At 66.2% G+C, this 14207-nt stretch carries 11 protein-coding genes and 1 tRNA gene; 8 read left to right on the top strand and 4 right to left on the bottom strand.

What is annotated here, in order from left to right; genetic code table 11:
• Positions 1-29 precede the first annotated feature (29 nt).
• Positions 30-761, bottom strand: a complete 732-nt coding sequence (gene ompR, locus M9799_RS01815; protein ID WP_175504360.1) for an osmolarity response regulator transcription factor OmpR — start codon at positions 759-761, stop codon at positions 30-32.
• A gap of 214 nt (positions 762-975) precedes the next feature.
• Between ompR and M9799_RS01810 the strand changes: the two genes are divergently transcribed.
• A complete protein-coding gene (locus tag M9799_RS01810; RefSeq protein WP_231044466.1) occupies positions 976-1680 on the top strand; it encodes an SIMPL domain-containing protein in 705 nt (234 codons plus the stop codon).
• Positions 1681-1835: 155 nt separating this feature from the next.
• On the opposite strand, the gene M9799_RS01805 is transcribed toward M9799_RS01810, so the two are convergent.
• Positions 1836-2630, bottom strand: a complete 795-nt coding sequence (locus tag M9799_RS01805) for a 3-hydroxybutyrate dehydrogenase (RefSeq protein WP_231044467.1) — start codon at positions 2628-2630, stop codon at positions 1836-1838.
• A 58-nt stretch (positions 2631-2688) separates the two neighbouring features.
• On the opposite strand from M9799_RS01805, the gene M9799_RS01800 reads away from it, so the two are divergent.
• From M9799_RS01800 to M9799_RS01790, 3 genes are all read left to right on the top strand, one after another.
• A complete protein-coding gene (locus M9799_RS01800) occupies positions 2689-3678 on the top strand; it encodes an alpha/beta fold hydrolase (protein ID WP_231044468.1) in 990 nt (329 codons plus the stop codon).
• Positions 3675-5897 (top strand): RelA/SpoT family protein, encoded by a 2223-nt coding sequence (locus tag M9799_RS01795; RefSeq protein ID WP_231044469.1) that lies wholly within the window; start codon positions 3675-3677, stop codon positions 5895-5897. The genes M9799_RS01800 and M9799_RS01795 overlap by 4 nt, the downstream gene beginning before the upstream one ends.
• Positions 5898-5979: 82 nt before the next feature.
• Positions 5980-6056: transfer RNA gene (locus M9799_RS01790), tRNA-Val, on the top strand.
• 1222 nt (positions 6057-7278) lie between these two features.
• On the opposite strand, the gene M9799_RS01785 is transcribed toward M9799_RS01790, so the two are convergent.
• Entirely contained in the window at positions 7279-7965 is a 687-nt protein-coding gene (locus M9799_RS01785; RefSeq protein ID WP_250621344.1) for an extensin-like domain-containing protein, read from the bottom strand.
• Positions 7966-8124: 159 nt separating this feature from the next.
• Positions 8125-8517 (bottom strand): hypothetical protein, encoded by a 393-nt coding sequence (locus tag M9799_RS01780; protein WP_231044471.1) that lies wholly within the window; start codon positions 8515-8517, stop codon positions 8125-8127.
• 219 nt (positions 8518-8736) lie between these two features.
• Between M9799_RS01780 and M9799_RS01775 the strand changes: the two genes are divergently transcribed.
• The 4 genes from M9799_RS01775 (at position 8737) to M9799_RS01760 (ending at position 14169) form a co-directional block, all read left to right on the top strand.
• Positions 8737-10269 (top strand): TolC family outer membrane protein, encoded by a 1533-nt coding sequence (locus tag M9799_RS01775; protein ID WP_231044472.1) that lies wholly within the window; start codon positions 8737-8739, stop codon positions 10267-10269.
• 17 nt (positions 10270-10286) lie between these two features.
• Positions 10287-10520, top strand: a complete 234-nt coding sequence (locus tag M9799_RS01770) for a hypothetical protein (protein ID WP_231044473.1) — start codon at positions 10287-10289, stop codon at positions 10518-10520.
• Positions 10521-10597: 77 nt separating this feature from the next.
• The gene (locus M9799_RS01765) at positions 10598-12742 is read left to right on the top strand and encodes a type I secretion system permease/ATPase (RefSeq protein WP_231044492.1); all 2145 of its coding nucleotides are present in this window, start codon (positions 10598-10600) and stop codon (positions 12740-12742) included.
• Positions 12739-14169 (top strand): HlyD family type I secretion periplasmic adaptor subunit, encoded by a 1431-nt coding sequence (locus M9799_RS01760; RefSeq protein ID WP_231044474.1) that lies wholly within the window; start codon positions 12739-12741, stop codon positions 14167-14169. The genes M9799_RS01765 and M9799_RS01760 overlap by 4 nt, the downstream gene beginning before the upstream one ends.
• The last annotated feature ends 38 nt before the right edge of the window (positions 14170-14207 follow it).

The raw sequence follows: 14207 nt of genomic DNA, 5'->3' as shown, positions 1-14207 counted from the left end.
AACTAGAGGAAACCAGGGAAACCAGGGGTTCAGTTGTTGCCATCCGGCACGAACACGTAGCCCACGCCCCACACGGTCTGGATATAGCGCGGCGCCGCTGGATCCTCCTCGATGAGCTTGCGCAGGCGCGACACCTGCACGTCGAGGCTGCGGTCGAAGGGCTCGAACTCGCGGCCACGTGCCAGCAGTGCCAGCTTCTCGCGCGACAGCGGCTGGCGCGGGTGGCGCACCAGGGCCTTGAGCATGGCGAATTCACCGGTCGTGAGCGGCAGTTCCTCGCCGTTCTTCTGCAGCACGCGAGTGCCCAGGTCGAAGGCGAAGGGGCCGAAGCTGACGATCTCGTTGTCGCCCGAGGGCGCGCCAGGGGCCTCCTGCGGAGGGCGGCGGCGCAGGACGGCATGGATGCGCGCCAGCAGTTCACGCGGGTTGAAGGGCTTGCCCAGGTAATCGTCGGCGCCGACTTCCAGGCCGACGATGCGGTCCACGTCCTCGCCCTTGGCGGTCAGCATGATGATCGGCGTGCGGTCGTTCGCCGCGCGCAGGCGCCGGCAGATGGACAGGCCGTCTTCGCCCGGCATCATCAGATCCAGCACGATCAGGTCCACCGTTTCGCGCAGCAAGATGCGGTTCAAGGCCTTGCCGTCCTCGGCAATCATGATCTCGAAACCTTCCTGGGTCAGGTAGCGGCGCAGCAGATCGCGGATCCGCGCATCGTCGTCGACAACCAGGATCTTGTCGGTGCGGTTGGTCTGTGTGCCCATGTTTTTCGTCCTCGGTCCAATTTGTAACAGAGGCCATTCTGACCAGCTTGATCCTGAAAATGCGCAGTTTTGAGCACACCCTGACTAAATGTTACAAATCTTGCCCGAAGCGTCCAATCATGTGAATCCGGCTTACACCTATATGCGTGCCGGGCTGCCAGAGGACCTGCGGAGAGCCGCTATGCTTTGGCGGCTCAACTTTCGAGGAAGATGCATGAAGAAAATGTCCCAATGGATCGTCGCAGGGGTATTGTGCGCAGGCGCCGGCATGGCGGCCGCGCAGGCGTTGCCCGAACCCGCCAACGTGCTGCAGCTGTCGAGCTCGGGCACCGTCGAGGCGACGCAGGACCTGCTGGTCATGACGCTGGCCGCGACTCGCGAAGGCAGCGATGCGTCGGCGGTGCAGTCGCAGCTGCAGCAGGTGCTGGATGCGGCGCTGGCTGTGGCCCGGCGCCAGGCACAACCCGGACAGCTCGATGTGCGTACCGGCACGTTCGGCATCTACCCGCGCAACAACCGGGACGGCAAGATCACCGGCTGGCAGGGCCGGGCGGAGCTGGTGCTGCAGGGGCGCGATTTCGACCGCATCACGCGCACCGCGGCCCAGGTCGACGGCATGCAGGTGGCACAAACCGGCTTTGCGCTGTCGCGCGAAGCGCGCGCCAAGGTCGAGGGCCAGGCCCAGGCCGAAGCCATCCAGAGCTTCCAGGCCAAGGCCCGCGCCATGGCGCAGGCCTTCGGCTTCGAACGCTTCACGCTGCGCGAGGTCAATGTCAACAGCAACGATTCGGGCTTCTCGCCCCGCGTGGCGATGATGTCCAAGGCCGGCATGGCGGCCGAGGCGGCGCCGATTCCCGTCGAGGCGGGCAAGACCCAGGTGGTGGTGAACGTGTCTGGTTCGGTGCAGATGCTGAAATAAGCCCCAGGCTTGCTCACACATGAGCAGGTCTCAGCCCTGTACTGAACCGTTCGCCCTGAGCTTGTCGAAGGGCCGTCCATGGTTCGACAAGCTCACCACGAACGGTTTCAGCAGCTGATGGCCTGAAGAAGAGATGGCCTGAAGTACCTTGGCCCTTACTGCGCCGCCCAGCCCCCGTCCATATTCCAAGCCACCCCGCGCACATTGGCGCCCGCCGGCGAGCAGAAGAACACCGCCAGCGCCCCCAATTCCTCGGGCGTGGTGAACTGCAGCGAAGGCTCCTTCTCGGACAGCAGCTGCTTCGTCGCCTCCTCGATGCTGATGCCCTGGTCGGCCGCCTTGGCATCGACCTGCTTTTGCACCAGCGGCGTGAGCACCCAGCCGGGGCAGATCGCGTTGCAGGTGATGCCCGTGGTCGCGTTCTCGAGCGCACAGACCTTGGTCAAGCCAATCAGGCCATGCTTGGCCGCCACATAGGCCGACTTCTGCGCCGAGCCCACCAGCCCGTGCACCGAGGCGACATTGATGATGCGGCCCCAGCCCCGGCCGTTGTCGGCGGCCTGCATCGCCGGCAGCACCAGGCGCGTGGCGTGGAAGGCACTGGAGAGGTTGATGGCAATGACCGCGTCCCAGCGCTCGGGCGCGAATTCCTGGATCGGCGCCACGTGCTGGATGCCGGCGTTGTTCACCAGGATGTCGACCTGCCCGAAATTGCGCACGCTGTAGTCGACCATGTCCTCGATATCGGCCACGCGCGACATGTCGGCGCCATGGTAGGCGACCTTGGCGCCATGCGCCTGGCCCGCGGCCTGCACCTCGGCGCGCGGCCCCTCGACGTCGCCGAATCCGTTGAGCACGACATTGGCGCCCTGCTGCGCGAGCGCCCGGGCGATGCCCAGGCCGATGCCGCTGGTTGATCCGGTGACAAGAGCAGTTTTGCCTTTCAGCATGGAAGGTCTCCAATTGAATTACGATGCATTATCGAACCGTGCTGCTGATTGTGCCCCCATGAATGAACCTACGCTGAATTACGTACTGTGCCCCGGTGCCGCCACCGCAGCCCAGGGAGCGGGGAACGATGCCGCCGATATGCACCGCATGGCCTACTGGGAGTGGAATGCCACCGGCAATCCCGAGCATCCGCATGTGATCGTCTGCGTGCATGGCCTGTCGCGTCAGGCGCGCGATTTCGACGTGCTGGCGCGCGCCCTGAGCCGCCATGCGCGCGTGGTCTGCCCCGATGTCGCGGGCCGCGGCCAGAGCGACTGGCTGGCCGATCCGATGGATTACGTCCAGCCGCGCTATGCGTCCGACATGCAGGCGCTCGTCGCGCAGCTGCAGGCGCGCAGCCCGATCCAGACGCTGGACTGGGTCGGCACCAGCATGGGCGGCCTGATCGGCATGCTGCTGGCCAGCCGGTCGGACTTTTCCTCGCCCGTGCCGATCCGCCGCTTGGTGCTCAACGACATCGGCCCGCGCGTGCAGTGGCAGGCGCTGCTGCGCATCGGGGAGTATCTGGGCAAGCCGCTGGTCTTCACATCGCTGCAGCAGGCGGCCGAGGCGCTGCGGCTGATTTCCGCGGGCTTCGGGCCGCACACCGAGCAGCAGTGGCTGGACCTGACGGCGCCCATGCTCAAGCCGCGCATCGAAGGCGGGCTGGAGCTGCATTACGACCCGGATATCGCCATTGCCTTCCAGGCCATGAACCCCGATATGGCGCTGGCCAGCGAGGCCTGGATGTGGTCTGCCTATGACAGCATCCAGGCGCAGACCCTGCTGATCCGCGGCGCGCAATCCGATCTGCTGTCGGTGGAGACGGCCCACGCCATGGCCGGGCGCGGCCCGCGCGCGCGCTGCGTCACCTTGCCCGGCATAGGGCATGCGCCGACGCTGGTGGCCGCTGATCAGGTGGCGCTGGTGGCGCAGTTCCTGCTGCCCGGCTGGACACCCGAGCACGACGAGGCAGCGGAGCCGGCCCTTGCGGGAGCAGGCGCATGAAAAGCGGCTTGACCATCGCCCCCGGCACGGAGGAGGGGGGCAGCGTCCCCCAGCTGATCAAGGCCACCGCCAGCAGCGTGCCCGACCAGGCCGATGCGCTGGCGCGCGCGCGCGCCTTTGCCGAGCCGCTGCTGGCGGGCGAAACCATGGCCTCGGGCGAGAACACGCTGGCCCATGCCGACGCGGTGGCCGCCATCCTCAAGGGCATCGGCGGCTCCGAGACCATGCAGGCGGCCTGCTATCTGGTGCACGCGAGCTTCCACCTGAACCGGCCGCAGGAGGTGATCTCCAAGGCCTTCGGCGAGAATTTCGCGACGCTGGCGGTGGAGACCACCAAGCTGATGCGCGTGCAGCAGCAGGCGCGCAATGCCGAGAACAGCTCCCAGCATGTCGATGACGCGGCGGCGCAGACCGAGACCGTGCGCAAGATGCTGCTGGGCTTCTCGCGCGACCTGCGCGTGGTGCTCCTGCGCCTGGCCTCGCGCCTGCAGACGCTGCGCTTCTATGCCGCCAGCAAGAACCCGGTGTCGCCCAGCACCGCGCGCGAGGCGCTGCACGTGTTCGCGCCGCTGGCCAACCGTCTGGGGATCTGGCAGATCAAGTGGGAGCTCGAGGACCTGTCCTTCCGCTTCCTGGAGCCCGACACCTACCGCGAGATCGCGCGGCTGCTCGACGAGAAGCGCACCGAGCGCGAGGTCTTCATGGAGCAGCTGCGCAGCCGCCTGGAAAGCGACCTGCGTGCCTACAGCATCAGCGCCACCGTGCAGGGCCGGCCCAAGCACATCTACAGCATCGTCAAGAAGATGCGCGGCAAGTCGCTGAACTTCGACCAGGTGTTCGACATCCGCGCGCTGCGCGTGGTGGTGCCGACCATCAAGGACTGCTACACGGCGCTGTCGTGGGTGCACGAGCGCTTCACGCCCATCGAGGCCGAGTTCGACGACTACATCGCGCGGCCCAAGGCCAATGGCTACCAGTCGCTGCACACCGTGGTGCGCGACGAGAACGGCCGCGCGATCGAGATCCAGATCCGCACCCAGGCCATGCACGACCATGCCGAAAATGGCGTGGCGGCGCACTGGGCCTACAAGGAGGCCGGTGCCAAGGGCTATGCGGGGGTCAGCGCCAGCAGCGAATACGACGCCAAGATCGCGGTGCTGCGCCAGCTGCTGGCCTGGGGCAGCGATCTGGCGGGCACACCTTCGCACCGCGGGCTGTTCGAAGACCGCATCTATGTGCTCACGCCCGATGCGGCGGTCATCGAGCTGCCCCAGGGCGCCACGCCCGTGGATTTCGCCTACTCGGTGCACACCAGCCTGGGCCACCGCTGCCGCGGCGCGCGCGTCGATGGCGCGATGGTGCCGCTGAACACGCCGCTGCAAAACGGCCAGACCGTGGAGATCACCGCCGTCAAGGAGGACCGCCCCTCGCGCGACTGGCTCAATGCGGACCTGGGCTATCTCGTCAGCCACCGTGCGCGCGCCAAGGTGCGCGCCTGGTTCAATGCCCAGGCCACCCACGAGACAGTGGCGCGCGGGCGCGAAGCCGTCGAGAAGCTGCTGCAGCGCGAAGGCAAGACCTCGGTCAAGCTCGACGACCTCGCGGTGCAGCTGGGCTTCAAGTCTGCCGATGCGCTGTTCGAGGTGGTGGGCAAGGACGAATACTCGCTGCGCAACATCGAGGCCGTGCTGCGCCCGCCCGAGCCCGAGGAGGAGGAGGAAGCCTTCTCGCCGGTGCGCAAGGCGCGCGGCAGCGACACCGTGCCCAAGGGCGGGGTGCTGGTGGTGGGCATCGACTCGCTGATGACGCAGCTGGCCAAGTGCTGCAAGCCCGCGCCCCCTGACGACATCCGCGGTTTCGTCACGCGCGGCAAGGGCGTGAGCGTGCACCGCAGCGACTGCTCCAACTTCCGCGAGATGGCCGCGCGCAACAGCGAGCGCGTGATCGACGTGGACTGGGGCACGCCCAAGGCGGCGGCGGGTGCCGCGGTCTACCCGGTTGACGTATCGGTCGAGGCCACCGACCGCCAGGGCCTGCTGCGCGACATCTCCGATGTCTTCGCACGCGAGAAGACGAATGTCATCGGCGTGCAGACCCAGTCGGTGAAGGGCACGGCCTGGATGACCTTCACGGTGGAGGTGTCCGACTCGGGCCGGCTGAACCGGGTGCTCGGCATCGTGGCCGGCGTTTCCGGGGTGCGCGCCGCGCGCCGGCGCTGAAAAAAGGGCTGCGCACGCAAAAAAGTCCTCAGCATCGAGAAAACGGGTTTTTCCCGATGCTATACTTATTGAATCGAACAACAGGCGCGTAGCTCAGCTGGTTAGAGCACCACCTTGACATGGTGGGGGTCGTTGGTTCGAGTCCAATCGCGCCTACCAGTTGACCATTGGTACCAAGCCTTCCAGATCCACGATCTGGAAGGCTTTTTGTTTTTGCGGCATGTCCGCGGCACTGCTTGCCAGATCGATGCGCATTGGCAGTAAATGCTTGTAACATTTTCACTGGATGAATGACAATCCATCCATCTTGGGTTTCATTCAACAAGCGGTGCAAGAGCCTGCCGGATCGTTATTTCGAGCACTGGTGCAGAGTGTGGGAAAGCGGGTGCTGGGGGTGAGCGTGGCATCGCTGGCCGCCACCGCGTGGCTGGCGCTATCGCTGACCCGGGAGGTCGCGCAGCAGGTTATCCTGCTGGCGCTCGATCGGTCCATGGAGCGGCTGTGCCTGCTGATCGAGGCTACCGAGATGACGGCGGTTCGGTGGAGCGGGTGGCGCGCGAATCCGGTTTTTCCGCCGGCACGGCAGGGCCGCTGCGTTCAGCGCTGGAAATGTCCCTTTCGGCGCTACGTCAAGGCGCTGCATGACCGGCAAGGCCAGCTGATCGGCGCGCTGGATGTCGACTTCGACACTGCAGCAGCCCGAAGCCCGTGCAATCCAGAAACTGCGATGGTCCGAAGCGGATCACTGGATTGCCAGCAGGACGATGGAGCTCAAGGGCGGGCAGCGATGGACGGTGGTGGCCAGCCGGCCGGCACTGCTGACCGCCGATCCGCTGCGCACCCAGCGCTACCAGATGGCCGGCATGGCGCTGGCCCTGGCGCTGGGCCTGATGCTGGTGGCGGCACGGATGGCGCGGCGTATCGGCCGGCCTTGCGGAACTGGAGCAAAGCGTCCAACGCGTGGGGAAATCCGGAACGGCGCAAGGGCTGGTCCTGGCGGCTTCTTCCGCCCAGTACAAGGAAACGCTGCGCCTGGGCCATGCGCTGCAGCGCATGGCCACCGCCTTGCGGCTGCGCGAAACGCAGCTCGCGGCGCAGGCGGTGGAGCTCCTCCAGGAGCGCGACTACGGCGATGCGGTGCTCAGCAGCCTGCCCGGGGTGTTCTACCACTGCGACGAAAATGCCCGGCTGCAGCGCTGGAACCGCAACCTCGCATCCTGCGCGCGCACCACTGCGACGAGATCCAGGCTATCACTTCAGCAAACCGGTGCCGGCGCAGGAGTTCGAGGCGATGGTCCGGCAGGGACGCAGGCTGCATCTCGGCGGCGCCGCATGACGTGGGCGCCACGGCCGGTGTCCCGGCGCCTGCGGCCGCGGTCCGCTATCTGCAGATCCTGTACCGGCCACTGTCCAGATGGAAGTGGTCGGCGTGCGCTTGGTTGTATTCCGGACCCAGCACGCCGTTGAAGAAGCGGCATGCGCCCTGGTGCACCTCGCGCAGGAAGGTGGCGGCGGGCGCGTCGCCCTGCCACTGGCGCGCCACGCTGATGCGCCGGCCGTCGTCGAGCGTGAAGCCGGCGATGTCCAGGGCGTTGGCGGTCGCATGCTGGCTGCGGTTGCCAGCCTCTCGACCATAGACATTGCGGCAGGAGTAGCTGCCCAGATGCTCGATCCTGCGCACGCCGGTGCCCAGCGTCGCCTGGGCGGCGGGCTGCAGCACATGACGCTCCCACAAGGCAAGCGATGCCGCGGCAGGGCAGCTCAAGGTGAAGCTGGAGCTCAGCGCGATGGAAGTCTGGCGCACCTGGATGGCATTGCTGAAGCCGCAGCCCTGTCCGGTGTCGCGGTCCGGCACGGCCTGGTAGCGCCAGGGCGTGCCGGACATGAAGGCCTGGCATGCGGCCGGGTCGGACTTCAGGCGCTGCAGCTTGTAGCCGGTGAGCCAGCCGGGCGCCGTATCGAAGCTCAGGGGCACCCATGGGTTGAGATGGTCAGGAAGAGTCCAGAAGCGGTCGTGCGACCAATATCCGATTCCGAAGGCAAGCAGCAAGGCAGCAAGAAATTTCATCCTCCGGATCATCCGCGACCGGGAATGTCACGGGCGAAGTACGCGGCACGGTCTTACAGAAAGCGCCTGGACTTCGAAGCCGGCGAAGTAAAGAAGCATGCAAGAGACGGACAACTGGTTTGCATCTGTCTATTGGTATTAGCTATTGAGGCAATAGGCTTAATTGCAGGTCGCGCAATTGCATTTGAGCGGCAGCACGTTTCCAATTGCTACATTCCCAAGCCAGCTGCCGTGCCGCAAATAGGAAAAGGATGGCGGCGGACGTAGGAGGTTGGAGCTGGTGCCTGGCAGCAATAGCGAGCTGTTGGCATTGTCTGTCTTTGAAACATATAAAGGATGATTTTGGACGCAATTGCTCACAATTCGTGTGCTACGCTTGCGTTCGAAACCATTCCTTCGGGTGGTATGCACGAGGAACCGAACCATCGGCACGGCAACTGCATCGGCAAGTTTTCCAGCTGCGGATTTCAGGCGCTGCACCGCCAGCGTCTCCAGGCCGTCGGCCTGTGCGCTGCATGCGTCTGGAATGGATGCCCGGGCTGCGCCGTGCATTGGCAAAGCCGGTGCGAAGCGACCGGCCGCTGCAAGCGCCGGGCGCCTCGTCGATTCCGTCGTGCCGGATTGGGTGACATCGAGACGCCTGTGGTTCCAGCTATATCGACAACGGTGACCCAGGGACTCCGGGCGGGCAGTACCGTCCCCAGGTTCCAGGCATGGCCGGGCCGCGTCGCATTGCGCGGCCGGGGCCCAATATCAAAGGGATAGAAGTAAATGAAGTTCAAGCAGATTGCCCAGGTGGCGGCATCGTTGGGTCTGGCGTCGGGCGCCGCGGGAAGCTGGGCGCAGGACACGTTGACCATGCAGCAGGCCGATGCCCAGGGCCTGGCCGTGCAGAAGGTGGTCGAGAAGGTGTTGATGACGCACCCCGAGATCCAGGTGCGCTTCCAGGATCTGAACTCCTCCCTGGAAGGCCAGAACGTCGCGCGCGGCGCGCTGCGGCCGCAGGTCACCGCCCAGGGTTGGGTGGGCCGCGAATGGCGCAGCAATACCGAGGCCGGGGCCGACTCGGACTGGAACCGCAACGGCTGGAATCTCCAGTTGCGCCAGCTGATCTTCGATGGCTTCACCACCAACAGCGGGGTGCGCCAGCTGGGTTTCGAGAAGCTGTCCAAGTTCTACGACCTGCGGGCGACGACCGAGTCGCTGGCCAACGAGGCCGTCGGTGCCTATCTGGATGTGCAGCGCTACCGAGAGATGGAACGGCTTGCGCGCGACAATTTCACCACGCACCAGGTGACGCTCGGCCAACTGCGCGAGCGCCAGCAGTCGGGGGTGGGGCGGGGCGTGGACCTGGAGCAGTCCAGTGGCCGCGTATCTCTGGCCCAGTCCAACCTGATGACCGAGACCAACAATCTCAACGACGTGATGCAGCGCTACCGACGCGTGGTCGGCGAGTACCCGGCGGCGGACCTTGCGCCGGTGCCGGAAGTCACCGACCGGCTGATCGTGCCTGCCGTGACCCGGGATTTTGGCGATGCGCTGCGCGCCAACCCCCAGCTGCTGTCCAAGCAGGCCCTGTTCCAGGCCGCGCAGGCGGGGCAGAAGGCGGCGCAGGGCGCGCACCTGCCCAAGGTCGAGTTCGTGGCTTCCACCGGCCGCGATCGCGAACAGTCGACGCCTGCGTACTGGAACCAGCAGAGTTCGCGGGTGCAGGTCATGTTGACCTACAACCTGTCGCGTGGCGGTGCGGACGAGGCACGCGTTCGCCAGACCATTGCACAGGGCTATGCGGCCCAGGACCTGCGCGACTACACCTGCCGCAATCTGGCGCAGGAAATGTCCATCACCTGGAACAATATCGCGCGCCTGCGCCAGCAGACGCCGTTCCTGCAGGAGCACGTGCTGTCCACGTCGAAGGTGCGCGTCGCGTACCAGCAGCAGTTCAGGATCGGGCAGCGCTCGCTGCTGGACCTGCTCAACACGGAAAACGAACTGTTCGATGCGCAGCGCGCGCTGGTGAACGCGCAGTACGACCTGAAGAAAGCCGAGTACCAGTGGCTGGCGCTGTCGAGCGAGATCCTGCCGGTGCTCGGTCTGGCCCAGCCGCATTCCACGAGCCGTCCCGATGAGCAGCAGGCGCTGACGCTGCCCGACGATATGCTGCGCAGCTGCAATGCTTCCGTGCCCGACACCACGAATCTGATGCCCGTGTCCGCGACGGTCTCGGAGAATGTGGCGCCCGTGCAGACGGCACAGGCGGCACAGCCTCTGCTGAAGATGACGCGCAGGATCGCAATTCCTTAACCTTCAAGCCATACCCCATGGACAAAAGCAATTCGCCAGCTTCGGAAGACTCTCGGCGCGAGTTATCGGCGCTGGATGCGGACTTCATCCGTGTCCTGGAGGATCTGATCGAGGCCCTGCTGGCCAATGGCACGCTGCGCCTGACGGACCTGCCGCCGCAGGCGCTGGAGAAACTGAACCAGCGCAAGCGGGTGCGCCAGCGGGTGCGCGGCTCGCTGGATCTGATCGATGACGACGAAGAGCTTTTGTGAGGGGATGGGTGCAGATGCCTGATTCAGAATTCGAGATGCCTGAAGATCCATCGGCAACGGCCAAGGGCCCGGGGCCCATGCCCGAGGCCGGCGGCGGGGCGCATTCCGATCCGCTGCTGGAATGCCTGGTGCAGCTGACCCATCTGCATGGCAATCCCTATTCCGCGCAGGCGCTGAGCAATGGCCTGCCGCTAGTCGACCAGCGGCTGACGCCCTCGCTGCTGGCACGCGCCGCGGCGCGCGCGAATTTCACCACGCGCATCGTGCAGCGCGGGATCGAGGGCGTGCCCGAGGGGCTGCTGCCGGCGATACTGATCCTCGACGGCAACCGTGCCTGCCTGCTGCTCAAGATGCTGGACAACGGCCGGCTGCTGGTGCAGTACCCCGAGATCGACAGCCCGGTCGAGGTCGATCGCGCGGCGCTGCTGCAGGACTACACCGGCATGATGTGCTTCGTGCGCCCGCAGTTCCGCTTCGAGCAGCGCTCGGTGCAAAAGGGGCTGGAGCCGCGCAGCGGCCACTGGTTCTGGGCCGTGGTGCTGGACAACCGGCGCCTGTACCGCGACGCGCTGCTGGCGGCGATCCTGATCAACCTGTTCGCGCTGGCCATGCCGCTGTTCAGCATGAACGTCTACGACCGTGTCGTGCCCAACAACGCGGTCGAGACGATGTGGGTGCTGGCCATCGGCATCTCGCTGGTGCTGGTCTTCAATTTCGTGCTGAGCACGGCGCGCGCCTACGTGGTCGATTCGGCCAGCAAGCGCGTGGACGTGCAGCTGTCGGCGCAGATCATGGAGCGCGTGCTCGACCTGCGCATGGAGGCCCGCCCGGCCTCCGTGGGCTCCTTTGCCGCCAACCTGCGCTCCTTCGAGTCGGTGCGCGATTTCATTGCCTCGGCCAGCCTGACGACGCTGGTCGACCTGCCTTTCGTGCTGCTGTTCCTGCTGGCGCTGCTGTGGATTTCGCCGTGGATGCTGATTCCTCCGGTGGTGGCGATCCTCGCCATCCTGGCGGTGTCCTTCTGGGCACAGGCGCGCATGGAAAGCCTCACGCTCAAGACCTTCCAGGCGGCGTCGCAGCGCAATGCGCTGCTGGTCGAGTCGCTGACCAATCTGGAGGCCGTGAAGACGCTCAATGCCCAGAGCGGCGTGCAGCGCCTGTGGGAGAGCTCGACCCAGTACATCGCGTACATGGGCGGCAAGATCAAGTTCATCTCCTCGGGCACGGTGAACTTCGTGCAGGCCATGCAGCAGCTGGTGAGCGTGGCGGTGGTGATCATCGGCGTGTACCAGGTGCAGGATTCGGCGCTGTCGATGGGCGGCATCATCGCCGCGTCGATGATTGCCGGGCGCACCCTCGCGCCCTTCGGCCAGGTGGCGGGGCTGATGATGCAGTTCCACAATGCGCGCACCTCGCTGCATTCCATCGACAACTACATGAAGATGCCGGTGGAGCACGGGCCGGAGCGCGAATACGTGGCGCGGCCGGACCTGCGCGGCGCCATCGAATTCCGCAACGTCAGCTTCAACTATCCAGGCAGCGACCAGGCCGCTCTCGCGGGCGTGAGCTTTTCCGTCAAGCCCGGCGAACGCGTGGGCCTGATCGGCCGCATCGGCTCGGGCAAGACGACGCTGGAGAAGCTGGTGCTGGGCCTGTACCAGCCCACCGAAGGCGCGGTGCTGATCGATGGCGTGGATGCGCGCCAGATCGATCCGGTGGACCTGCGCCGCGCCATCGGCCATGTGCCGCAGGACCCGATGCTGTTCTACGGCAGCCTCAAGCACAACCTGCTGATCGGCGCGCCGCAGGCGGGCGAGCGCGAGATGCTGCACGCGGCGCGCATTGCCGGCGTGGATGATTTTGCGGCGCACAACCCCAAGGGCTACGGCATGAACATCGGCGAGCGCGGCGAGTCGCTTTCGGGCGGCCAGCGCCAGTCGATCGCGGTGGCGCGCGCCCTCATCAACGATCCTCCGATCCTGCTGCTCGACGAACCCAGCAGCAACCTGGACAACCAGAGCGAAGCCCAGCTCAAGCGCCGGCTGCAGGAAGCCTCCGAAGGCAAGACGGTGCTGCTGGTGACGCACCGCACGGCGCTGCTGACCCTGGTGGACCGCCTGATCGTGATCGACGGCGGCCGCATCGTCGCCGATGGCGCCAAGGACCAGGTCATCGAAGCCCTGAAGCAAGGCCGCATTGGCGCAACCGGAGGCCGGGCATGAAGCAGGACAAAACAACTCCCGCCGGGCAGGCGGTGACAACCGGCGCGAAGAGGAAGACGGCGCTGCGCGAGCGCTCGCAGCAGCTCTCCCACTGGCTGCTCGACGACAGCCGGAGCGTGGGCACGCACGACAGCGGCGACCTCAAGGCCGATGCCCAGTGGGCAGCGGGCCAGCAGGAGGCGCGCGGATCGCGGCTGCTGATCTGGGTATCGCTGCTGGCGCTGCTGGCGCTGCTGCTGTGGGCAGCCTTCGGCCATATCGACGAGGTGGTGCGCGGGCAGGGCAAGGTCGTGCCCTCGCGCCAGGTGCAGGTGGTGCAAAGCCTCGATGGCGGCATCGTCCAGGAGATCCTGGTGCGCCCGGGCGAGCGCGTGGAAAAGGACCAGGTGCTGCTGCGCATCGATCCCACGCGCTACAGCTCCTCGCTGGGCGAGAACCGCGCCGAACTGCTGGCACTGCAGGCCAAGGCCGCGCGGCTGCAGGCGCTGGCCTCGGGCGAGGCCTTCAATGTGCCGCCCGCGCTGCAGACGGCCGCGCCGCAGATCGTGGAGCAGGAGCGGCGCCTGTGGGAGACCCGCACGCAGGAGCTCAACGCCACCGTCAACATCGCGCGCGACCAGCTGCGCCAGCGCCAGCAGGAGCTGCGCGAGAGCCAGGCCAACCGCGACCAGGCGACGTCGAGCTGCAACCTGACCTCGGAAGAGCTGCGGGTCACGCGGCCGCTGCTGCAGAGCGGGGCGGTGTCCGAAGTCGATCTGTTGCGGCTGCAGCGCGACGTGGCGCGGTTTTGCGGCGAGGCCCGTGCGGCCGGCGCGCAGATCGGCCGCATCCAGGCGGCCATCCAGGAAGCCGAACGCAAGATCCAGGAGTCTGAGCTGACGGCGCGCAACCTGGCGCGTGCCGAACTGTCCGAAACCCGCGGCAAGCTGGGCACGCTCGAGCAGGGCCAGCTGGCGCTGCAGGACCGCGTGCGGCTCGCGGAAGTGCGTTCGCCGGTGCGCGGCACCGTGAACACGCTGATGGCCAACACCGTCGGCGGCGTGGTGCAGCCGGGCAAGGACATCCTGGACATCGTGCCGCTCGACGACACGCTGCTGATGGAGGTGCAGATCAATCCGCGCGACATCGGCTTCCTGCACCCGGGCCAGGAGGCCGAGGTGAAGTTCTCCGCCTATGACTTCGCGATCTACGGCGGGCTGCAAGGCCGGCTCGAGCAGATCGGCGCCAACACCGTCACCGACGAGAAGGGCAATTCCTTCTATGTGGTGAAGGTACGCACCGACAGGGCCACGGTGGGCGACGACTCGCGCCCGATCATTCCCGGCATGCAGGCCGACGTGCACATCCTCACCGGCAAGCGCACGCTGCTGCAGTACCTGCTCAAGCCCATCCTGCGCACCAAATCCAATGCATTGACCGAGCGCTGAACCCGTGCGCACAGAGAAGAATCAGCCGAGCATGACCG

Origin of the sequence: Comamonas endophytica (assembly GCF_023634805.2) — a bacterium.
Classification (GTDB): domain Bacteria; phylum Pseudomonadota; class Gammaproteobacteria; order Burkholderiales; family Burkholderiaceae_C; genus Comamonas; species Comamonas endophytica.
The sequence above is the reverse complement of the archived record's forward strand: the minus strand, read 5'-3'. Positions and strand labels throughout refer to the sequence as shown.